The organism is Acinetobacter sp. ANC_7655, from assembly GCF_056784015.1.
Genome location: NZ_JBWYJB010000011.1, coordinates 26,266 through 47,663, shown reverse-complemented (window position 1 = coordinate 47,663; position 21,398 = coordinate 26,266). Strand labels below are relative to the sequence as shown.

The 21,398-nt window shown below is 40.1% G+C and carries 23 protein-coding genes and 4 tRNA genes; 23 read left to right on the top strand and 4 right to left on the bottom strand.

What is annotated here, in order from left to right; all coding sequences use genetic code 11:
* Positions 1-12: 12 nt before the first annotated feature.
* The 14 genes from rpsH (at position 13) to AC1M9N_RS11525 (ending at position 8,547) form a co-directional block, all read left to right on the top strand.
* Entirely contained in the window at positions 13-408 is a 396-nt protein-coding gene (gene rpsH, locus AC1M9N_RS11590; protein ID WP_035265132.1) for a 30S ribosomal protein S8, read from the top strand.
* Between the two features lie 13 nt (positions 409-421).
* Positions 422-955, top strand: coding sequence for a 50S ribosomal protein L6 (rplF, locus tag AC1M9N_RS11585; protein ID WP_035265135.1), 534 nt, complete (start codon positions 422-424; stop codon positions 953-955).
* A gap of 14 nt (positions 956-969) precedes the next feature.
* Complete coding sequence (gene rplR, locus AC1M9N_RS11580) at positions 970-1,320, top strand: 50S ribosomal protein L18 (protein ID WP_035265138.1); 351 nt, start codon at positions 970-972, stop codon at positions 1,318-1,320.
* Between the two features lie 2 nt (positions 1,321-1,322).
* On the top strand, positions 1,323-1,820 hold the full coding sequence (rpsE, locus tag AC1M9N_RS11575; RefSeq protein WP_035265141.1) for a 30S ribosomal protein S5: 498 nt from the start codon (positions 1,323-1,325) through the stop codon (positions 1,818-1,820).
* Positions 1,821-1,826: 6 nt separating this feature from the next.
* The gene (rpmD, locus tag AC1M9N_RS11570) at positions 1,827-2,003 is read left to right on the top strand and encodes a 50S ribosomal protein L30 (protein WP_004786899.1); all 177 of its coding nucleotides are present in this window, start codon (positions 1,827-1,829) and stop codon (positions 2,001-2,003) included.
* Between the two features lie 3 nt (positions 2,004-2,006).
* Complete coding sequence (gene rplO, locus AC1M9N_RS11565; RefSeq protein WP_035265144.1) at positions 2,007-2,447, top strand: 50S ribosomal protein L15; 441 nt, start codon at positions 2,007-2,009, stop codon at positions 2,445-2,447.
* A 45-nt stretch (positions 2,448-2,492) separates the two neighbouring features.
* Positions 2,493-3,812 (top strand): preprotein translocase subunit SecY, encoded by a 1,320-nt coding sequence (secY, locus tag AC1M9N_RS11560; RefSeq protein ID WP_171076742.1) that lies wholly within the window; start codon positions 2,493-2,495, stop codon positions 3,810-3,812.
* A 20-nt stretch (positions 3,813-3,832) separates the two neighbouring features.
* Complete coding sequence (gene rpmJ / locus AC1M9N_RS11555; RefSeq protein WP_000867907.1) at positions 3,833-3,949, top strand: 50S ribosomal protein L36; 117 nt, start codon at positions 3,833-3,835, stop codon at positions 3,947-3,949.
* Between the two features lie 106 nt (positions 3,950-4,055).
* Entirely contained in the window at positions 4,056-4,412 is a 357-nt protein-coding gene (gene rpsM / locus AC1M9N_RS11550; protein WP_035265156.1) for a 30S ribosomal protein S13, read from the top strand.
* A gap of 19 nt (positions 4,413-4,431) precedes the next feature.
* A complete protein-coding gene (gene rpsK, locus AC1M9N_RS11545) occupies positions 4,432-4,818 on the top strand; it encodes a 30S ribosomal protein S11 (protein ID WP_001040166.1) in 387 nt (128 codons plus the stop codon).
* A gap of 12 nt (positions 4,819-4,830) precedes the next feature.
* The gene (rpsD, locus tag AC1M9N_RS11540) at positions 4,831-5,457 is read left to right on the top strand and encodes a 30S ribosomal protein S4 (protein ID WP_035265160.1); all 627 of its coding nucleotides are present in this window, start codon (positions 4,831-4,833) and stop codon (positions 5,455-5,457) included.
* A 17-nt stretch (positions 5,458-5,474) separates the two neighbouring features.
* The gene (locus AC1M9N_RS11535) at positions 5,475-6,482 is read left to right on the top strand and encodes a DNA-directed RNA polymerase subunit alpha (protein WP_035265161.1); all 1,008 of its coding nucleotides are present in this window, start codon (positions 5,475-5,477) and stop codon (positions 6,480-6,482) included.
* An 18-nt stretch (positions 6,483-6,500) separates the two neighbouring features.
* Positions 6,501-6,866 (top strand): 50S ribosomal protein L17, encoded by a 366-nt coding sequence (gene rplQ, locus AC1M9N_RS11530; protein ID WP_034587447.1) that lies wholly within the window; start codon positions 6,501-6,503, stop codon positions 6,864-6,866.
* Positions 6,867-7,056: 190 nt separating this feature from the next.
* Positions 7,057-8,547 (top strand): flavin-containing monooxygenase, encoded by a 1,491-nt coding sequence (locus tag AC1M9N_RS11525; RefSeq protein ID WP_481597843.1) that lies wholly within the window; start codon positions 7,057-7,059, stop codon positions 8,545-8,547.
* 48 nt (positions 8,548-8,595) lie between these two features.
* On the opposite strand, the gene AC1M9N_RS11520 is transcribed toward AC1M9N_RS11525, so the two are convergent.
* Complete coding sequence (locus AC1M9N_RS11520) at positions 8,596-9,768, bottom strand: acyl-CoA dehydrogenase family protein (RefSeq protein WP_035265167.1); 1,173 nt, start codon at positions 9,766-9,768, stop codon at positions 8,596-8,598.
* 179 nt (positions 9,769-9,947) lie between these two features.
* Between AC1M9N_RS11520 and AC1M9N_RS11515 the strand changes: the two genes are divergently transcribed.
* The 5 genes from AC1M9N_RS11515 to AC1M9N_RS11495 all read left to right on the top strand — a co-directional run bounded on the left by AC1M9N_RS11515 (position 9,948) and on the right by AC1M9N_RS11495 (position 15,396).
* Entirely contained in the window at positions 9,948-10,208 is a 261-nt protein-coding gene (locus AC1M9N_RS11515; RefSeq protein ID WP_035265169.1) for an FAD assembly factor SdhE, read from the top strand.
* A gap of 61 nt (positions 10,209-10,269) precedes the next feature.
* Positions 10,270-10,584, top strand: a complete 315-nt coding sequence (locus AC1M9N_RS11510) for a hypothetical protein (RefSeq protein ID WP_481596500.1) — start codon at positions 10,270-10,272, stop codon at positions 10,582-10,584.
* A 537-nt stretch (positions 10,585-11,121) separates the two neighbouring features.
* Positions 11,122-12,165 carry a hypothetical protein gene (locus tag AC1M9N_RS11505; protein WP_481954801.1) on the top strand — a complete coding sequence of 348 codons (1,044 nt, stop codon included), beginning with the start codon at positions 11,122-11,124 and terminating at the stop codon, positions 12,163-12,165.
* A gap of 84 nt (positions 12,166-12,249) precedes the next feature.
* The gene (gene rrtA / locus AC1M9N_RS11500) at positions 12,250-12,837 is read left to right on the top strand and encodes a rhombosortase (RefSeq protein WP_481954800.1); all 588 of its coding nucleotides are present in this window, start codon (positions 12,250-12,252) and stop codon (positions 12,835-12,837) included.
* Positions 12,838-13,176: 339 nt separating this feature from the next.
* Positions 13,177-15,396 (top strand): TRAP transporter large permease subunit, encoded by a 2,220-nt coding sequence (locus AC1M9N_RS11495; RefSeq protein WP_481954799.1) that lies wholly within the window; start codon positions 13,177-13,179, stop codon positions 15,394-15,396.
* A gap of 94 nt (positions 15,397-15,490) precedes the next feature.
* On the opposite strand, the gene AC1M9N_RS11490 is transcribed toward AC1M9N_RS11495, so the two are convergent.
* The 3 genes from AC1M9N_RS11490 to rnr form a co-directional block, all read right to left on the bottom strand.
* The gene (locus tag AC1M9N_RS11490; protein WP_171076743.1) at positions 15,491-15,700 is read right to left on the bottom strand and encodes a YheV family putative zinc ribbon protein; all 210 of its coding nucleotides are present in this window, start codon (positions 15,698-15,700) and stop codon (positions 15,491-15,493) included.
* 40 nt (positions 15,701-15,740) lie between these two features.
* On the bottom strand, positions 15,741-17,780 hold the full coding sequence (locus AC1M9N_RS11485) for a M3 family metallopeptidase (protein ID WP_481954798.1): 2,040 nt from the start codon (positions 17,778-17,780) through the stop codon (positions 15,741-15,743).
* A gap of 172 nt (positions 17,781-17,952) precedes the next feature.
* The gene (rnr, locus tag AC1M9N_RS11480; RefSeq protein ID WP_481954810.1) at positions 17,953-20,391 is read right to left on the bottom strand and encodes a ribonuclease R; all 2,439 of its coding nucleotides are present in this window, start codon (positions 20,389-20,391) and stop codon (positions 17,953-17,955) included.
* Between the two features lie 262 nt (positions 20,392-20,653).
* Between rnr and AC1M9N_RS11475 the strand changes: the two genes are divergently transcribed.
* From AC1M9N_RS11475 to AC1M9N_RS11460, 4 genes are all read left to right on the top strand, one after another.
* Positions 20,654-20,744 (top strand) — tRNA-Ser (locus tag AC1M9N_RS11475).
* 16 nt (positions 20,745-20,760) lie between these two features.
* Positions 20,761-20,837: transfer RNA gene (locus tag AC1M9N_RS11470), tRNA-Arg, on the top strand.
* Positions 20,838-20,880: 43 nt separating this feature from the next.
* Positions 20,881-20,957 (top strand) — tRNA-Arg (locus AC1M9N_RS11465).
* 360 nt (positions 20,958-21,317) lie between these two features.
* Positions 21,318-21,394, top strand: a tRNA-Arg gene (locus AC1M9N_RS11460).
* Positions 21,395-21,398 lie beyond the last annotated feature (4 nt).

Genomic DNA, 21,398 nt, shown 5'->3' with positions numbered 1-21,398 from the left:
GGAGCACTATAAATGAGTATGCAAGATACCGTTGCCGACATGTTAACACGTGTTCGTAACGCACAAATGGCGAAGAAACAAACTGTTTCTATGCCAAACTCAAAGTTAAAAGTTGCGATTGCTAACGTTCTTCAACAAGAAGGTTATATCGCTGACGTAGCTGTTGCGGATGCTGAAGGCAAACCAACACTTACTTTGACTTTAAAATATTTCGAAGGCAAACCAGTTATTGAAACTGTGAAGCGCGTTAGCCGTCCAGGTTTACGTCAATATCGCGGTAAAGATAACCTTCCAAGCGTTAAGCAAGGTTTAGGTATTGCAATTGTTTCTACAAGCAAAGGCATCATGACTGATCGCGCTGCACGTGCTGCAGGTATCGGTGGTGAAGTTATTGCTTTTGTTTCTTAATAGGTGATTCCTCATGTCTCGTGTGGCTAAAGCCCCAGTAACTGTACCTAACGGTGTAACAGTTACTCAGAACGGCCGGCAGGTCGAAGTGAAAGGCAGCAAAGGTACTTTGTCTTTCAACCTGCATGCGCTGGTCGAGCTAAAACAGGAAGACGGTATTCTAGCTGTTGCTCCTAAAGCTGAATCTAAAGATGCTTGGATGCAAGCTGGTACTGCTCGCGCTGTGCTTAACAACCTTGTTAAAGGTGTTAGCGAAGGTTTCGAACGTAAGTTACAACTTATCGGTGTTGGTTATAAAGCTGCGGTTAAAGGGAACACAGTTCACCTTAACCTAGGTTTCTCTCACCCGATCGATTACAACCTTCCTGAAGGTGTAACTGCTGAAACTCCTACAGCTACTGAAATCGTGCTTAAATCTGCTGATAAAGCAGCTTTAGGTCAAGTTGCTGCAGATATCCGTGGTTACCGTCCACCAGAGCCATATAAAGGTAAAGGTGTTCGTTATTCTGATGAAGTTGTACTTCGTAAAGAAGCTAAGAAGAAATAAGGCGCGAGGTTCTTATGAACGAAAAGAAACAAACCCGTTTGCGTCGTGCGAAAAGCACACGCTTGCACATCCGTGCATTGGGTGCGACTCGTTTGTGTGTAAACCGCACTCCGCGTCACATCTATGCTCAAGTAATCTCAGCAGATGGTGGCAAAGTATTAGCGCAAGCTTCTACTTTAGATGCTACGTTACGTAGTGGTACTACAGGTAACGTTGAAGCAGCTACTAAAGTTGGTGCTTTAATCGCTGAACGTGCTAAAGCAGCTGGCGTAACTAAAGTTGCATTTGACCGTTCTGGTTTCAAATATCATGGTCGTATCAAAGCCTTGGCTGATGCTGCTCGTGAAAACGGCTTGGAGTTCTAATCATGGCTAAAGTTGAACAAAACGAAGGTCTTGTTGAAAAGCTGGTTGCCGTTGATCGTGTAGCCAAAGTTGTTAAGGGTGGTCGTATCTTCTCTTTCACAGCATTAACTGTTGTGGGTGATGGTAATGGTCGCGTAGGTTTTGGTCGTGGTAAAGCTCGTGAAGTTCCAGCTGCTATTTCTAAAGCACTTGAAGCTGCTCGTCGCAACATGATTACTGTTGAACTTGTTGATGGTACTGTTCAGCACCCTATCAACGCTCGTCACGGTGCTAGCCGTGTTTACATGCAACCTGCTTCTGAAGGTACTGGTGTAATTGCTGGTGGCGCTATGCGTGCTGTTTTAGAAGCTGTTGGTGTACGTAACGTATTAACTAAATGTTATGGTTCTACTAACGCTGCGAACGTAGTAAACGCGACTTTTAATGGTCTGCGTGATATGACTTCTCCTGAGAAAGTTGCTGCGAAACGTGGTCTTTCAGTAGCACAAATTCAAGGGTAATCAATCATGAAAACGATTAAAGTTACCCAGACTAAATCTGCATCGCATCGCTTGAAAAATCACAAGCTTAGCCTTAAAGGTTTAGGTCTGCGTCGTATTGGTCACACTGTAGAAGTTCAAGATACTCCTTCTAACCGTGGTATGATCAATCAAGTTTACTATATGGTTAGTGTAGAGGAATAAGCCATGACTCTGCGTTTAAATACAATTGCACCTGCAGAAGGTGCTAAGCGTGAAAACCTTCGTTTAGGCCGTGGTATTGGTTCTGGCGTTGGTAAGACTGGTGGCCGTGGTGTCAAAGGTCAAAACTCACGTAAGAGCGGTGGTACTCGTCCAGGTTTCGAGGGTGGTCAAACTGCGTTATATCGTCGTCTACCTAAGTTCGGTTTCACTAGCCAATTGGCTTTGAAAACTGCTGAAGTACGTTTGTCTGAACTTAACAAAGTTGAAGGCGATATCGTTACTCTTGAAACTTTAAAAGCAGCGAACGTTGTACGTAAAGATATGATTCGTGCTCGTATCGTTCTTTCTGGTGAAATCACTCGTGCATTCACTGTTCAAGGTGTTGCATTGACTAAAGGCGCTAAAGCTGCTGTTGAAGCTGCTGGCGGTAAAGTCGAGGAGTAATCGCGAGTGTCTATGTCTCCTAGTTCTACAGGTCATGTTCACATGATGAAAGGTCAACCATTTCACGTGAAATATCGTGAAATTATTCGCCGATTAATGTTTTTAATTGGTGCTTTGGTGGTCTTTCGACTAGGAGCGCATATTCCGCTGCCAGGTATTGATAATGTCGCTTTAGAACGTTTCTTTAATGCAAACCAGGGTACTTTCCTTGGTTTGTTTAATATGTTCTCAGGCGGGGCATTGGAACGAATGTCCATTCTTGCGTTGGGGATCATGCCGTATATTTCTGCATCGATTATCGTGCAGTTAATGTCAACGGTTGTTCCTTCGCTGGAAGCATTGAAAAAAGAAGGCGAGCAGGGCAAGCGTAAGATTAACCAATATACGCGTTACGGCACATTATTCCTTGCAATTGTACAAGGTATTGGTATGTGTGCGGGTCTGATCAGTCAAGGGATTACCTTTACTTCAGGTTTAGCATTCTATATTCCTGCATTAACGTCGTTAGTTGCAGGTACCATGTTCTTAATGTGGTTGGGAGAGCAAATTACCGAACGTGGTGTTGGTAATGGGATCTCTATGATCATCTTTGCAGGTATTGTTGCTGGTTTACCAAGTATGGTTGTGCAATCATTTACCCTAGTGGAAAATGGTCAATCAAGCTTAATTGGTATTGCTATATTTGGCTTATTGTCTTTAGCTGTTTTAGCTGCGATTGTGTTTATTGAAAAAGCACAACGTCGTATACCTGTTAACTATGCTCAAAAGCAGCAAGGTCGCCGAGTATTTACTGCACAGCAGACTCACTTACCATTAAAAATCAACATGGCAGGTGTTATTCCAGCAATTTTCGCAAGTTCGTTATTGCTGTTTCCTGCAAGTTTAGGTCAATGGTTAGGTAGTTCTGATCCTAATGCAGGGATCGTTAAGCGTACACTACAAGATTTGGCATTAGTTTTATCGCCTGGACAACCATTATATTTGGTGCTATTCGGTGCGCTTATTATTTTCTTCTGTTATTTTTATACGGCACTAGTTTTCAGTCCTAAAGAAGTATCAGAAAACTTAAAGCGTAGTGGAGCTTATGTACCTGGTATCCGCCCAGGTGAGCAAACTGCTCGTTATTTAGATCATATTCTTAGTCGTTTAACATTTATCGGTTCGATTTATATCACTGTTGTATGTTTAATGCCGATGGTACTTCAAAGTTCTTTTGGTATTCCATTCCATTTGGGTGGTACATCGCTGTTGATCGTGGTTGTTGTAGTTATGGACTTTATGGCTCAGCTACAGGCACACCTCACATCGCGCCAATATGATAATCAAACACTAATGAGTAAAACGACTGCTCATCCTAAGGGATAAGCGCACTTAGAGGTTTCATCATGAAAGTTCAAGCTTCTGTAAAGAAAATTTGTGGTAGCTGTAAAGTTATCCGTCGTAATGGGGTAATCCGCGTGATTTGTAGCGCTGAACCTCGTCATAAGCAGCGTCAAGGTTAATCTGATCAAGACCTGTTGATTTCAGTAGGCTAATTAGGTTATTATCCGCCCCTCAAAGATTTTGTGGGGCGGTTGATTATCTCTACTGCCTTTTTGGAGAAAGTGAATGGCTCGTATTGCCGGTGTAAACATTCCGGATAACAAGCATGCTGTTATCTCTCTTACGTATATCTTTGGTATTGGTCGCCATACTGCTAAGCAAATCTTAGCTGCAACTGGTATTGCACCAACTACTAAGATCCGTGAATTAGATGACGCTCAGCTTGATGCGATTCGTGCAGAAGTTGCTAAGGTTCCGACCGAAGGTGACTTACGTCGCGAAATTTCCATGAACATTAAACGTTTAATGGATTTAGGCTGCTACCGCGGTCTTCGTCATCGTCGCAGCTTGCCTGTCCGCGGACAACGCACCAAAACTAACGCACGTACCCGTAAAGGTCCGCGCAAACCTATTAAGAAATAAGATTTCTGGAAGCTAAAAGATGGCTAAAGATACTCGCACACGCAAGAAGGTCACTCGTACCGTCTCTGAAGGTGTTGCACACATTCACGCTTCTTTTAATAACACCATTGTGACTATTACCGATCGTCAAGGTAATGCACTGGCTTGGGCCACTTCAGGTGGACAAGGCTTCCGTGGATCACGTAAATCAACTCCGTTTGCTGCTCAGGTAGCTGCTGAAGTTGCTGGTAAAGCTGCTTTGGATTACGGTTTGAAAAACTTGGACGTCCTTGTTAAAGGTCCTGGTCCAGGTCGTGAATCTGCGGTTCGTGCTTTAGGTGCAGTGGGTTATAAAATTAATAGCATTACCGATGTGACTCCAATTCCTCACAACGGTTGCCGTCCACCTAAAAAACGTCGCGTGTAAGGAGAAACATTCATGGCTCGTTATATTGGTCCAAAATGCAAACTCTCTCGCCGCGAAGGGACAGACCTGCAACTTAAATCAGGCGTTAAACCGTTTGATGTTAAGACAAAAAAACATGCTAAAGCTCCTGGCCAACATGGTGGAGCTCGTGGTGGTAAACAATCAGAGTACTCACTACAATTACGTGAAAAACAAAAAGTACGTCGTATGTACGGTGTTTTAGAACGTCAATTTAGTAACTACTATAAAGAAGCTGCTCGTGTTAAAGGCGCAACAGGTGAAAACTTGTTGAAATTGCTTGAAAGCCGTTTAGATAACGTTGTTTATCGTATGGGCTTTGGTTCTACACGTGCAGAAGCTCGTCAGCTTGTATCTCACCGTTCAATCACTTTAAATGGTCGTCGTGTTAACATCGCGTCAATCCAAGTTAAAGCTGGTGACGTGATTGCAGTACACGAAGGCGCTAAACAACAATTACGTATTAAAAACGCAATTGAATTGGCTGCTCAACGTGGAACTCCTTCTTGGATGGAAGTTGACCATTCTAAATTAGAAGGTACATTCAAATCTGCACCTGATCGTTCTGATTTACCTGCTGAAATCAACGAAAGCTTGATTGTTGAATTGTATTCTAAATAATCCTTGAGGTAGCAATAATGACGCGTACTGCAAACGAGTTTCTAACTCCGCAAGCGATCAAGGTCGAAGCGGCAAGCGGGACCTCGGCAAAAGTGATTCTAGAACCTTTAGAGCGTGGCTTTGGTCATACTCTAGGTAATGCTTTACGTCGCATTCTTTTATCATCTTTACCTGGCGCTGCTGTGGTTGAAGTTGAGATTGAAGGCGTCGAGCACGAGTACAGTACTTTAGAAGGCTTGCAGCAGGACATCGTCGAGCTCTTGCTGAACCTTAAAGGATTGTCTATTAAGCTGTTCGATCAAAATGAAGCATATTTGACATTAGAGAAACAAGGTCCTGGCGATGTAACTGCCGCTGATCTTCGTTTACCTCACAATGTTGAAGTGGTTAACCCTGAACATTTGATCGGCACGTTAAGTGCTTCAGGCTCATTGAAAATGCGCTTGAAAGTTGTTCAAGGTCGTGGTTATGAGACTTCTGATTCTCGCTTCCCAGAAGGTGAAACTCGCCCAGTGGGACGTTTACAATTAGATGCGTCTTATAGCCCGATTAAACGTGTTTCTTACACAGTTGAAAATGCTCGTGTAGAACAACGTACAGACCTTGACAAGTTGGTCATTGATCTTGAAACAAACGGGACTGTTGATCCTGAAGAAGCGATCCGTAAAGCGGCAACAATCTTGCAACAACAAATTGCAATCTTTGTTGATCTTCAGAAAGATCAAGCTCCAGTTGCTCAAGAACCTCGTGAAGAAGTTGACCCAATCTTGCTTCGTCCAGTAGATGATCTAGAGCTTACTGTTCGTTCTGCTAACTGTTTGAAAGCAGAAAATATTTACTACATTGGTGATCTTGTTCAACGTACTGAAGTTGAGTTGTTAAAAACTCCTAACTTAGGTAAAAAATCGTTGACTGAGATCAAAGATGTTCTGGCTTCAAAAGGCTTACAACTCGGCATGCGTTTAGAAAACTGGCCACCAGCTAGTTTACGTATGGACGATCGTTTTGCCTATCGTAGTCGTTAATTAAGTAGGACTATCACCATGCGTCATCGTAATAGTGGTGTGAAATTAGGCCGTACAAGCAGTCATCGTAAAGCGATGTTCCAAAACATGGCTAATTCTTTGTTTGAACACGAGTTGATCAAAACAACTGTGCCTAAAGCAAAAGAGTTACGTCGTGTAGCTGAGCCTTTAATCACTTTAGCTAAAGTCGATACAGTAGCAAACCGTCGTTTAGCGTTTGCTCGTACTCGTTCAGCAGCAACTGTTGGTAAATTATTTACCGTTCTTGGGCCTCGTTACAAAGAACGTAACGGCGGTTATCTACGTGTTCTTAAAGCGGGCTTCCGTGCAGGTGATGCTGCACCGATGGCTTACGTTGAGCTAGTAGATCGCGAAGTTAAATAATTTCGTGTAGAACATCGCAAGTTGTTCAAAAAAGGTCGGTTGAATAAACCGACCTTTTTTTTTGTCTAACAATTGGCATTACTTGACCTGAATTGATATGTTTTTTGCAACTTTTAGTCAAACTTGACATTGTGTATTGTCAAAAATATGTTTTAATAAAAATGTTCTTATAAAAAGGTTAATAAAAGAAATGGATAAGCAAGTCGATATTCTTATTGTTGGTGCTGGTATCTCTGGAATTGGAATTGCAGCACATTTAATTAAAAATAATCCGAACCGTAAATTTGAAATACTCGAACGTCGTAAAAGTTTCGGTGGAACGTGGGATTTGTTTAAATACCCAGGTATTCGCTCCGACTCAGATATGTCTACTTTTGGCTACAATTTTAAGCCATGGCGTAAAGCGAATGTGCTTGCAGATGGTGCTTCGATTAAAGGTTACTTGGGCGAAGTTGTTAGTGAGTACAATATTAAAGAAAAAATTCATTTTGAACATCGTGTACTTTCAGCGAATTACGATACTTCAATTAAAAAATGGATTGTAGAAATCGAAGATCAAAATGAAAAGAAACAAACTTGGCAAGCTAATTTCGTCTTAGGATGTACAGGCTATTATAACTACGATCAAGGTTTCCAACCTGATTTTCCAAATCAAGATAAATTTAAAGGTCAATTGATTCATCCACAATTTTGGCCTGAAAATTTAGATTATACCGGTAAGAAAGTAGTTATCATTGGTAGTGGAGCAACTGCAATCACTTTAGTACCAGCAATGGCAAAAGGTGGGGCTGGGCATGTAACAATGTTACAACGTTCACCAACGTATATTGCTTCAATTCCTTCGATTGATTTTGTTTATGACAAAACACGTAAATTTATGACAGAGGACATGGCATATAAGTTCACGCGTGCTCGTAATATCGGAATGCAACGTGCGATTTTTGCTTTGTCAAAAAAACAACCTCAATTGGTTCGCAAGTTACTTCTTAAATCTATTGAAATGCAGTTGAAAGGTAAAGTGGATATGAAGCACTTTACGCCAAGTTACAATCCTTGGGATCAACGTTTATGTGTAGTGCCAGACGGTGATTTATTCAAAATTTTACGTAGTGGTAAAGCAAGTGTTGAAACAGATCATATTGAATCATTCACTGAAAATGGTATTCAATTGAAATCTGGTAAACACTTAGATGCAGATATCATTGTTTCTGCAACTGGTCTAGAAATTCAAATTATGGGCGGTATCAAAGCGACTGTTGATGGTCAGCCGATCAAGACTAGCGAACATATGCTTTATAATGGTGTGATGGTAAGTGATGTACCAAATATGGCGATGGTTATTGGTTATGTGAACGCGTCATGGACCTTAAAAGTAGATGTCGTTGCTGATTATATTTGCCGTTTATTCAAATATATGGATCAGAACGGTTATGATGAAGTTGTCGCACCAACTGACCATTCTGCAATGCTCGATGAAACAGTTATGGGTGAAATGTCATCAGGTTATATCGCGCGAGCGGCTGATCAACTTCCAAAACAAGGTACTAAGGCACCTTGGATGGCAACGCATAACTATTTAGCTGATCGTAAAGATCTCAAAAATGCGACTTTTAACGATGGTATTTTAAAATTTTCGAAGGCTCCCGCACAGTCTGTAAAAAAGCCTAAATTAGTATCTTAATGAATAGCTATTAAAATAAAAAAGGAAGCGAAAGCTTCCTTTTTCTATTTATAAAGAACGTGATATGAGTTCTTTCATGATTTCATTGGTGCCTGCATATATACGATTTGCACGGTTATCAATATATGCGCGTGCAATAGGGTATTCAAGCATGAAGCCATAGCCACCATGTAACTGCAAGCATTCATCGACGACTTTAGAGAACATATCAGAAATTTTATATTTTGCAGCTGCGGCCGCATCTACACCTAAAGTACCCTCAAGTTGTAATTCCATACAACGATCTAAATAAGAACGACAGAAGTCTATTTCAGTTCGAAGTTCTGCTAGCTTAAAACGTGTATTTTGAAATGCACCAATTGGCTTGCCAAATGCTTTACGATCTTTTGTATATTGTACTGTGTGCGCAAAGGCAGCTTCTGCACCTGCTTGGCAGATAATCGCAACAAGCATACGTTCCCATGCGAGTTCTTTCATAAGCATGATGAAGCCCATGCCTTCCATACCAATTAAATTTTCCTTTGGTACACGAACATTATCAAAGAACAATTCGCAAGTATCTTGTCCTTTCATACCAATTTTATTGAGTGGTTTACCTTTGGTGAATCCTGCTCGATCAGCTTCGACAATGATAAGCGATAAGTTGGCTGAACCTTTATCACTATTACCTGTCTTGCACACAACAATCGCCATGTCACATAGATAACCATTGGTAATAAAAATTTTAGAACCATTGATAACATATTCATCGCCATCTAAAACTGCAGAAGTTCGTACAGCTTGTAAGTCTGAACCTGTACCAGGCTCAGTCATCGCAATGGCAGTGACAACTTCGCCAGAAGCCATTTTAGGGAGCCATTTTTTCTTCTGCTCTTCGTTGGCAAAATTATTCAGGTAGTTCGCAACAATATCCGAATGCAATGAAAAACCAGTTGATGAATCCATTGCATAAGCTTGTTCTTCAATGAGGATCATACTGTAGAGTCGATCTACACCATATCCACCATATTCTTCAGGCATTGTGGTGCACAATAGACCCATTTCACCCGCTTTATTCCATAAGTCACGATCTACATGTTGTTGTTCTTCGTATTTGGCAATATTTGGAACGACTTCTTTTTCATAGAATTTTCGGACAGTATCACGAAAGGCTTCATGTTCTGCATTGAATAATTTTCGAGGCAACATATTAGGAATTGGTCGAATTGCGCCTGATTGCATATTTATATTTCCATAAGTGTTATTAGAATAGCCACAACATAAGAGAGCCTGAACATTGGTGCAATGTGTTGAATGCTCAAAACACAAGAAATGCTGATGAATTTGGTCAATTGATATTTTTAAAACACAAAGCTCATGGCTTCAGTTAAAATGGAATGAACACAGATTAGGGGATAAAAATGTACGATGAATTAACGCTTGAAGAGCGTAAAGTTATCTATCGCGCACGTCGTGGGTTAAAAGAAATTGACGTGTATTTTGATCCTTATGTAAAGCAATACTATTTGCAAGCTGAACCTGAAGAGAAAGCAATGTTTGCTGAATTGGTTGAGCAAGAAGATCCTGATTTATTGGATTGGTTTATGGAGGTTTCTGAACCACCTCGACCTGAATTGCGCCAATTTATTCAAAAATTAAAAGATTATGTCCATAATCCATGAGCGTTATTCACTGAAACACAGCCTTTATTCAGCTGTGTTTCACGCTTTCTTTATGTTCATCATGAGTATTACTTTATTAATCAGTATTGAGCTCATTTATGCTTTAAGCAGTATTATATTTATACTGATTATCTGGTGGGGTTTTAGAAAAAAACCACAATTAAGTGAATTACAAAAACTAGACAAAGATTTATGGTCGATTCAAATGACTTCAAATCCAAAAATATACCAAGCAAAACTGACTCGAGTTTTTCATTTTCATTACTTCGTTGTACTCAGTTTTAACGAAAAGAAATTAGATTCTTTGGTGATTTGGAGAGATCAAATAGATGAAAAACAATGGAAAAGCTTGATTACTCATGCAAATTTTGGCTAATTGTTAGACAAAAAGTGCTTTATTTTAAAATTTAAAACATGATAAAAAACAATTATTTAAAAACGTATAGTATGAACAAAAAATGAATTGTTTGACGAAAATGAAAGAAAATCAAATTGTTAGACAAAAATGCGATGAAATCTAAATTTCTAAAGTACATTAAATATACCAACAGCTAATGAGGAATTTCAAAATGAGCGAAATTCATATGTGGTTGTTTCTAGTGGTTGCTGCTGTTATGGCAATTATAATTGGAAGACTAGGAACTGTGCTGAAGGAACGAATTGAACACCACAACAACGAACAAAATAAACTCTCTTGAGTTTACCATTTAATAAGTAGCATGTGCCGAACCGTCGCAATGCTACTTTTTTTTGCCCAAAATTTTAACAATTCAAAAAATAAGTCAATTATTTCAATTCAGATCAATGACAGACTAATTGTTAATGAAGTGCATTGCTGCACTTTTATTCAGCGATTGCATCTGATATTTTAAATCGCAAGGATGACAAAATTATAAAATTGAGGACAGGAAGTATGTCTAAATTAAAGACTCAAGGTCTTTTCACGGCAATTGCGGTTGTAGCAGCTACAACTTTATCTGGATGTTCATACGTAATCAAAACTGGTGCGAATGCATCACTTGCGTTTAGTGAAAAACACATCTTACCGCCAGTACTCTCAATGGGTGATGTGGATATGGTGTGTAATCAGGGCACAGCTTTGACCCCTGTGATTATGGCGACTAAAGATATGGGTGCTGATCCGACCCGTATGGCAGTTCTTTTATATTCAGCTTCAGGGATGTGCGCAGAAAATCGTGCCTTAGATGCAGAATTAAGATACCTAAGAGCATCAAAAGCAGGTCAAGTGACAGAAGCACAAGATGCGCGTATTGAACAAAAGCGCTGGGCTGCTGTTGCTGCCGAACGTCAATATACGGGTTATCAATTGTTTGCGGAGCGTTGGCAGTCTAAATATAAATATAATTTAGGTGACTCATGTCCAACTATGCGTCGTAATCTTGACCAAACAGTATATCTGTTAGGTATGTTAAGTGGCTTACAAGCGATGACCAATGATATTGCTTCTGGTGGTCAAGTGCATGTTCCTAAAGATATCGCAGCAATTGTTGAACGTGGCATGGTCTGCCTTGATAACAACAAGTTCTGGGGCGTACCGAATGCTACTCGAGCAGTGATTTGGACATTATTACCTGGAGCTGATGCAGGCAAACCAGATCCATACCAAACGCTTAAACAATCTATGCAAATTGGTGAGCAAAAAGGAGTACGCTTATCGCATGCCTTGTATGCTGTTGCAGCACAAGCCAGTGGTGACGATGCAAAAATACGTGATGCATTACGTTCTTATGCCGCTTCACGTGCTGAAGAAGTTCCTGTAAATCCAGAGTTTAAGTTATTGGATAATATGGCAGGACAAATGATACAAGCGATCTCAGACCGTTATTGGACGGAGAATACAGGTGTCCGAACTGAAGCAGATGGAATGTCGAGCTTCTGGGATGATCAACCGACCAATGAAGCCGATGATCTTTTCGAGAACACATTAGGCGAATAAGATTTTTTAATTTTGTTCAAAATTAAAAATGGAGTTATTCAAGAAAAAGAGCTTAAAGCTCTTTTTCTTTTAGGAATACGAAAGATGAAAGATACTATCCTGATTCGAAAAATACTGTTTATTGCATGCTGTATCAGTATTGCTGCTAGTTTGCAGATTTTTCAGGAGTATTTTTTCTATTGGCGTCCTGTATTGGATGAAGAAATTTGGCGAGTATGGACAGCCCACTATGTACATGTGGGCTGGATACACTATGCATTGAATATGGTGGGTTTAGCCTGTCTGCCATTCATCTTCCCATATGTCAAAATTAGGTACATGATGTACTTGTTGATCTCACTCCCGCCATTAATTAGTTTAAGTTTTTTTTATGTTTATCCTCACGTTGAAGCTTATGCAGGTCTATCAGGGGTACTACATGGTATGTATATGGCTTTGGCAGTTTATTTTTTTAAATTTGAAAAAGAACGTAAATTCTCGCTGCTTGTATTAGTTTTAATCACGGGCAAAATTTTGTGGGAAAATATCTTTGGTTCTCTCGATACTGCGCAAATGATTGGTAGCCCAGTATTGGTTGAAGCACATTTAACAGGTGCAATATGGGGGGCATTACTCAGCATGCTCTTTTTAATTTATCAGCACATCTCCGTGAAGGACACGCACATCTCTTAATTACTCTGATACTTAATTATCACTTATTTTAATGTGTGATCAGATTCAAATCTTTTGCATTTATTTTTTTAAGGTCATATTTGTTTAAAAAAAGAAATACAGTATGGTATAGCCTACTGATTTAGTTGGTTTTTATCTCGCTCTTAAGAGATGAATTGATGAAAATTGGCATAAATTTAAAAAAAATGGAAAAGTCAGTCATTCTTTTTTAAAAAAAAATCAGTCAGATTCATGTGATAAAAGAGGTAAGGAAATTAGGTAAAGGATTTTGCCTAAGCCCGAATTAGAAAAGATGAGCTGTACAGGCAATGTATAGCAGTATTAAATAATGGAATAACAATGCAAGAGCCTTCTAAAAAGAGATCTGGGTTAGGTCTACTTAGTTATATATGGACTGAGTGGATATCTGCGTTTACGATTTTGCTTCTACTGTTACTGACGCTCATCATCGGGACAGGAGAAATGATTCACGGGCAGATGTTACGTTTAGGTGAAAGTCTATACGGTGACGAAAAAATTGGTATGCAGTATTCATTCTTGCGTGCCGAACCTGAAAAGCCAGTCTGTGATCGAAATCCAAATATTGACCTTTTGGTTCAAAACCAAATGCAAGCCAATGCAAAAGATGAATTTGCGGATATCTTTGGTACAACGTCTGAAGAAGATGTTCGTGCCTCTGTATTGGCTGGTCAACAGTTATGTGAAGAAAAATATGCCTTCTACGATAAGTCAATTCAGTATTTAGAAGATAATCCTTCAATACGAACTTACCGAACCATGGAAACAACTTTCTTTGGTATTTTCCAATTTGGTACGGAAAATAAGGCAGTTCTATTGATTATCATGGTGGTACTTGCAGCGATCACTGCAACACTTAAAATCCACCACATTGGTCTACGCGGTCCAAGTTCTGTTTTAGATTATCGGGTTTATGCTGTCGCAATGATACTTGCGAACAGTTTCTTAACCAGTTCAGCGATCAGTCAGTATAGATCTGTATTGAACTCTGGTGTTCCGCCAACCAGTGAGATGACAATCATCTATTGGTTATGGATAATATTGTTCAGTACACTGACATTAATTAGTTTGTACCAATTGTTCCGTGTACCAGAAAATGCGAAGCCAGGTGGTACGATTGGCATGGCATTATTGTCAGTCCCACTTTATGCCTATATGGCGATCACAACAGGATTTAACTTTACCTTTGTGATGGACTATCCAATGGGTCAAGGGATTTATTTAGGGCAGCTGGTTGAGTTCTCTACCATTTTCCTTAATTTATCACTGTTCATTTGGGCAGGTATGCTGCTAAAGCAGACCTTGATTGTTGATAAATTCCTAAACATTTTACGTCCATGGAATCTAGCGCCTGAAACGCTTACCTGGTTAATCTTACTTGCTGCTGCATTACCTACAGCTTATACAGGTGCATCAGGTATTTTTGTAATCGCTGCAGGTGCGATCATTTATAAAGAAGTTTGGAATGCGGGCGGACGCCGTCAATTCGCTTTGGCTACGGCTGCAATGTCAGGTTCGCTTGGTGTGGTACTCCGTCCATGTCTATTGATTGTTGTTGTTGCATCGCTGAACAAAGAAGTGACGACTGACTTGTTATACCAATATGGTATTGGTGTTTTCCTCATCACTTCAACTTTGTTCTTATTGATTTCACTGTTCTTTGCTGAGCAAAAATTCCGTATTGCAGCGCCATCAGTTGCATTCCCGAATTCAGCTAAGGCATTAGTGGCAGTAGTTCCTTATGTGATCGTATTCCTGATTGTGTGGGCATTCTACAAGTATGCGTTAAATACCAACTTGAATGAGTTTACTGCACCAGTCATGATGCCAATCATCTTACTTGTCATGGTGCTTTATGAAAAATTACGTCATGAACCAGCACCGCTCGCACCAGTAGGACATTGGGATACGACATTAAGCCATACTTCGGTTGAACAAGAAGCAGCTAAGGCGCGAGTGTCAGCATCTGAAATTGCAGCACAGGATAGTCCAGACAATCCTGCACGTAAAGTGAGTTTCTGGAAGTCAATTCATGTATCTGCAAGTGAAACAGTCGGACATATCGGGGCGCTTGTGATCTTAATGGCATTGTCTGTCAGCGTTGGTGGATACTTAGAGCGTATCGAGTTGATGGAACACTTCCCAACGGATATTGAAAATATCTATATCGTGATTACCTTGATCGTATGTCTCATGGTATTTGTCGGTATGATTATGGATCCGTTTGGTGCTGTCATCTTAATTTCAGCAACAGTTGCGCCTGTCGCCTACGCTTATGGTATTGATCCTGTTCACTTCTGGATGATTGCTTTAATTGGTTTCGAATTGGGTTATATATCACCTCCAGTTGCACTCAATCACTTGCTCGCAAGGCAGTCGATTGGAGATGAAGAGGTGGCTGCTGCCGATGCAGAAGTGAAAGATAAAACGTTCTACTACAAATACGAACGTTGGATTCTACCTCTGATTGTGATGATTCCAGCAATGTTGATTATCGCCTATGTGCCTTATATCTTTAAGTTATTCGGTTGGTATCAATAATTAAATAAAATAAGCACCTTCGGGTGCTTATTTTTTGATGAATTTACAACAAAGCCAGCTCCATCGAGCTGGCTTTGTTGATTTTTAAAACATCTTAATTTCTTGGGCGCGGCTTAAATTGAATAACACCAATTTCGTCTGCAACCTCAGGCATTTGAGGTTCGTCAATGTGTGTCGGACGATTTTCAGAATAGTTGCATTCAATACATTCGATCCATTCTGAATCACCTGAAGTGAGCATGACAATACGATCCATAGCTTCACATTTCGGACATTTTGCACCTGCAATGAAACGACGTTTGATCGACATAATGACTCTCACCTTCAAAAATTAGTAGCGTAGTTTAAGCAGTTTTAGTGTCATTCGTCCAACCTTGATGGCGTAATAATGCATCAATTTTAGGCTCACGACCTCTAAATTTAACAAAGGCATCAAGCGCTGTATCTTTACCGCCTACAGCCAGCACTGCCTTGCGGAAAGCAAGTCCAGTCTCTTGGTTGAAGATCCCTTCTTGTTCAAAGCGATCGAATGCATCACTTGCTAAAACTTCAGCCCATTTGTAAGAGTAGTAGCCTGCGGCATAACCCCCTGCGAAAATATGGCTAAAACTATTTTGGAATCGGTTGTATGGTGCTGTAGGGAGAACAGCATATTGTTCACGAATTTCGTTTAAGGATTGTTGAATACCTGTTGCATCTAAAGCAGGAGATTGTTTATGTATATTCAAATCAAACATGGCAAACTCAAGCTGTCGAAGGGTTTGCATGCCTGATTGGAAAAATCTCGCATCCAAAAGAGACTTAAGGAGTTCTTCAGGTAACGGTGTTTTGGTTTCAATGTGTTGGCTGATTAAAGCCAAGCTTTCATTATCCCAAGTCCAGAATTCCATAAACTGACTTGGCAGCTCGACGGCATCCCAAGCGACACCATGTGTGCCTGCTACAGAGATATGATCTACTTCTGTGAGCATATGATGCAGACCATGTCCAAACTCATGGAAAAGAGTAACGACTTCATCATGTGTTAAAAGCGCAGGCTGTTGACCAATTGGTGGTGTAAAATTACCGACCATGTAACAAATCGGTTTCTGCATGCCATTGTTGGTTTGCATACGTGAGCGGAATCCGCTCATCCATGCTCCACCACGTTTCCCACTTCTAGCGTACAAGTCAAAATAGAATCCACCTATGACACTGCCTTGATCTTCAAGCTCATAATATCGTGCATCTGGATGCCATACAGGTGCTTCACGTTCAATGACTTGAATACCATATAAACGCTCCACAATTTTAAATAAACCTTGAACGACGACAGGGGTAGGGAAGTATGGCTTAAGTGCTTCCTGAGACAGATTAAACTGTTGAACTTTGAGTTTTTCCGAGAAATACGTCGTGTCCCAAGGTTGTAGTTCATCTACACCATGAGATTGAGCAATTGCTTTTAATGCCTCAATTTCTTGTAGGGCAGGTTTACGAGCATGTTCTGCCAACTCAATCAGGAATTGATCTACAGCTTCAACACTTGGAGCCATCTTACTTGCCAGTGAATATGCTGCATAATGATCAAAACCTAAAAGTTGAGCCATTTCTTGGCGCAATTTGAGAATTTCTTCCATCACCGCAGTATTGTCATATTCAGGGTGATCTGACTGATCCGACGCTCGCGTGGTATATGCTTTATATAAGGCTTCGCGAAGCTCTCGATTATCTGCGTAAGTCATGATCGCAAGATAAGAAGGGAAATCCAATGTCGCCACGGCTTGATCGAGTTCACGTTGTTGACCGTATTGCTTTAGCAGTTCGATACTGCTCGCAGGTAAACCAGCAAGTTCATCTTCAGTTAATGGTTTGAAATATGATTGTGTGGCATCAAGAACGTGGTTAGAAAAATCTGAAGAAAGCTGCGATAAACGAGCTGATATTTCTGCGTAGCGTTTTTTTGCATCGCCTTCTAGAGCCACGCCTGAGAGTTTAAAGTCTCTAAGTGCAAGTTTAATCGCACTCTGTTGAGCTTCTGGTAAATCCGAAAAAATAGGTGCATCATGCACATGTTGGTAGGTTTGATAGAGCGCAGTATGTTGCCCTAATTGTGTGTAGTATTCACTTAAGCTAGGTAAAAGAGACTGATAAATCTCGCGGGTTTCAGGATTGTTCATCACAGCATTTAAGTGAGACAAAATTCCCCAAGATTCGCTCATTTGGTTTTCTAATTCATCGATTTGATCGAGCACATTTAATTGTAATTGTACCGTGTCTGGGACTTTCTCGAGTTGGTTTATAAAGTGTTGACCATTTTGAATCGCTTGTTCAATCTGTGCTTTAAGTTGATCAAGTGTAATTTGAGAAAAATCGGGTACAGGCAAAGTTGCCTTTTCTAAAGTCATTCAAGGACCTAATTGATTCATTTACTTCATTTAGATGTAGGGGTTTATGGACTTTAAATCAAGTGATACATTCAATTATTTACGTAAGTGCTAAATAAAGAATCGGTGCACTTGATTATAAATTAAAAAAATAAAGCTTAAAAAAAAGAGCGCCGTAGCGCTCTTTAAAGATTTAGTCTAATTTAGCTTTCGCATTCGACTTTTTCTTTTTCACTTTAGCTTTCTTTTTCGCTTTGTCTTTTACTTTTCCATCAGATTTTTTGTCTGATTTTTTAGAATAAGAGCTTGGTTTTGCCTTGGACTTTTTCTTACGAACAGGGCGTTCACCGCTTTCATCTTTATCTTTTAGGAGTTCGACAGGCTCATTCAACATGCGATTTAACGCTTCTTGCTTGGTGACCGGGTTTTCCTTCACGACACGTGGTGCTCGACTACGAATAGCGCGACCTGCATGGCTGAGTTGTTGAATCAATTCAAAATCAATCTTACGTTCTTCTAAATTGACACCTGCAACCTTGATGCGTACTTCATCACCCAAACCGAAGGTCTGACCACGATTTTGCCCAACTAAACTTTGACTCGCTTGATCGAAGACAAAGAAGTCATCGCCAAGCTGGCTTACATGGACCATACCATCGACATATAAATCTTTTAAAGTGACAAATAGACCAAACTCAGCCGTAGCACTAATGACGCCAACAAACTCTTCACCAAGATGCTGTTGCATATAATGGCATTTTAACCAAGTGGTCACTGAGCGAGAAGCTTCATCAGCTCGACGTTCTGTTGCCGAGAAATGATTACCGGCTTCTTCTAGTGCGCCACCTGAGACTGGTGCAGGTTTATTTTTGAGGTGTGCTTTGATAGCACGATGTAATAATAAATCTGGATAACGACGAATTGGAGAGGTGAAATGAGTGTATGCCTCATACGCCAAACCATAGTGACCAGCGTTATTTGGCCCATAATAAGCTTGCATCATGGAGCGAAGAAGCACAGCATGAATACTTGGCGCATCAATACGGTCTTTAGTGGCTTCAATGACCGCTTGGTAGTCCGCTTGCGTAGGTTGATCAGGGAATTTCAAACCTAATAACTTAACAAAGTCGCGAACTTTTTGAATGCGTGAGAATTCAGGTGGCTCATGCACACGATACAACATTGGAATTTCGTGTTTTAAAGCAAATTCAGCAGCAGCGACATTGGCTAACAACATACATTCTTCAATGAGTTTATGAGCTTCGTTACGTGATCTTGGTAGAATTTCTTTAATTCCACCAAGTTCATCAAAAGTCATGTACGTTTCAACGGTTTCAAATTCCATTGCATGGCGTTCTGCACGTAAACCTTTTAATACTTGGTAAAGTTGGAATAATGTATTCAGTGATTTACGCACTGTACGATCTTCAGGTACAGCTTGACTATCACCTTCAAAATATTTTGCAACTTGGTCATAGGTGAGTCGTGCTTTAGAGTGCATCACCGACGGATAGAATTCAAATTTTGTGACTTTACCTGCGCGACTTAAATTCAAATCACAGACCATACATAGACGATCGACATTTGGATTGAGTGAGCATAAGCCATTTGAAAGTGCTTCAGGCAACATCGGTAAGACAAAGTGAGGGAAGTACACAGACGTACCGCGTTCTTGTGCTTCATCATCTAAAGGTTTACCAATACGAACATAATGACTGACATCTGCAATCGCAACTACGACACGATAGCCGCCACCAGGACGTTTTTCTGCATAGACAGCATCGTCGAAGTCACGTGCATCTTCACCGTCAATTGTGACTAAGGGTAAATCTCTTAAATCAATGCGTCCTTGACGATCTCGTGCTGTCGGTTCTTTAAAACTTTCAGCTTCTTGAACTACTGCTTCTGGAAATTCGTAAGGTAAACCATATTCTAAAATGGTTTGAGGAATAATAATTTCAGTATCAGATTTGTCGGCCATAGATTGAATAATATGGCCTGTAGCAAACTCTTCACGATTTGGAAAATCATCAATTTCAACTCGAAGAGAATCACCAACTTTAGCTTTCGCATGCGCAATGAGTTCTTTTTCTAAGGTAATCGGTTGATGCGCATTTGGATTTGCTGGTTGAATGAAGTATTCACCTTCATATTCTGCGAGTTTCCCAATGATTTGTTTGACGCGTCGTTGGGTAATTTCAGTAATGAAACCCCATGGTTTACCTTTACGGTCAACAGAGGTCTGTTGAACTTTAACTCGGTCACCATGGAAGACTTGACGTAATTCACGCTCAGGTAACAAATATTCTTCTTTCTTACCATCTATACTCGCAACCCCTAAACCTTTGCTATTGATATAGATGGTCGCATCATGAACAGGTTGATCTGCCATAAGCTGGAACTTATAACCTTCTTTCGTCAATTGACCATCACGAACCATCGCACTTAAACGGTGACTAAGTGCTTCAATACTTTTTTGATCCGCAATTTCGAAGTGTTCCACAAGGTCTGCATGAGACAATGCTTTTTTCTTATTCTCAATCGTTTCTAGAATCAGAACACGGCTTGGAATAGGATTATCGTAACGTTCAGCTTCCGCTTTGGCTTCAGGGTCGACCCAATTTTTCATAATGTCTTTGGCTTCATATCAGAAGATAAGTTTAGCATAAGACATGATAAGAAATACTGCACGTAAATGATTGCAATAAAGTGTTTTTAGTTCATAAATTATAAAAGAGATGCAGAATAGACAGTATTAAAGTGAAATTAATGCAGATTAAAGGTAAAAAACCTGAAAATTGTTTAAAAAATATATGATTGAACAAAAAACATAGAATTTTTTAAATTCTCACTTGAAGAGTAGGGACGAAGTTTGTATTATGGCGTCTCGTTACGGTGAGGTGGATGAGTGGCTGAAATCACTTCCCTGCTAAGGAAGCATACCTATTACTGGTATCGAGGGTTCGAATCCCTCTCTCACCGCCAACGATAAACTTGAAATGCGCTCATAGCTCAGCTGGATAGAGCACTTGGCTACGAACTAAGGGGTCGGGAGTTCGAATCTCTCTGAGCGCACCAATCAAGTTAATCGATGTAACGAAGTCGTAAGACACTCAAGTACGCGCTCATAGCTCAGCTGGATAGAGCACTTGGCTACGAACTAAGGGGTCGGGAGTTCGAATCTCTCTGAGCGCACCAACTTGATCATCTCTAAGATGTAAAAAAGAGAAGAAACCGCTTAATTGCGGTTTTTTTGTTTCTAGAATGAAGTGATGCTCTAAATCATCATATTTTATTAGCTACTTAAGAAAGAAATAAATTTTAAAATTTCTACACATATTATTTTTAATTAATAGATATTAGCTCTTATAAAAACATCATCAATCCAACTCAGGATTGTTTGGAATTTGGATTGATCTTGTTGATCATCTCTTAAATTGTTGATTATCTAGCCATAATTTACATTTACGTATAAATACTGTTCGCTTGATTTAAATTTTATTAAAAAGTACTTAACAAATAATAATATTCATATATAATGCACTCCATCAAGACGTCGCGCTCATAGCTCAGCTGGATAGAGCACTTGGCTACGAACTAAGGGGTCGGGAGTTCGAATCTCTCTGAGCGCACCAACTT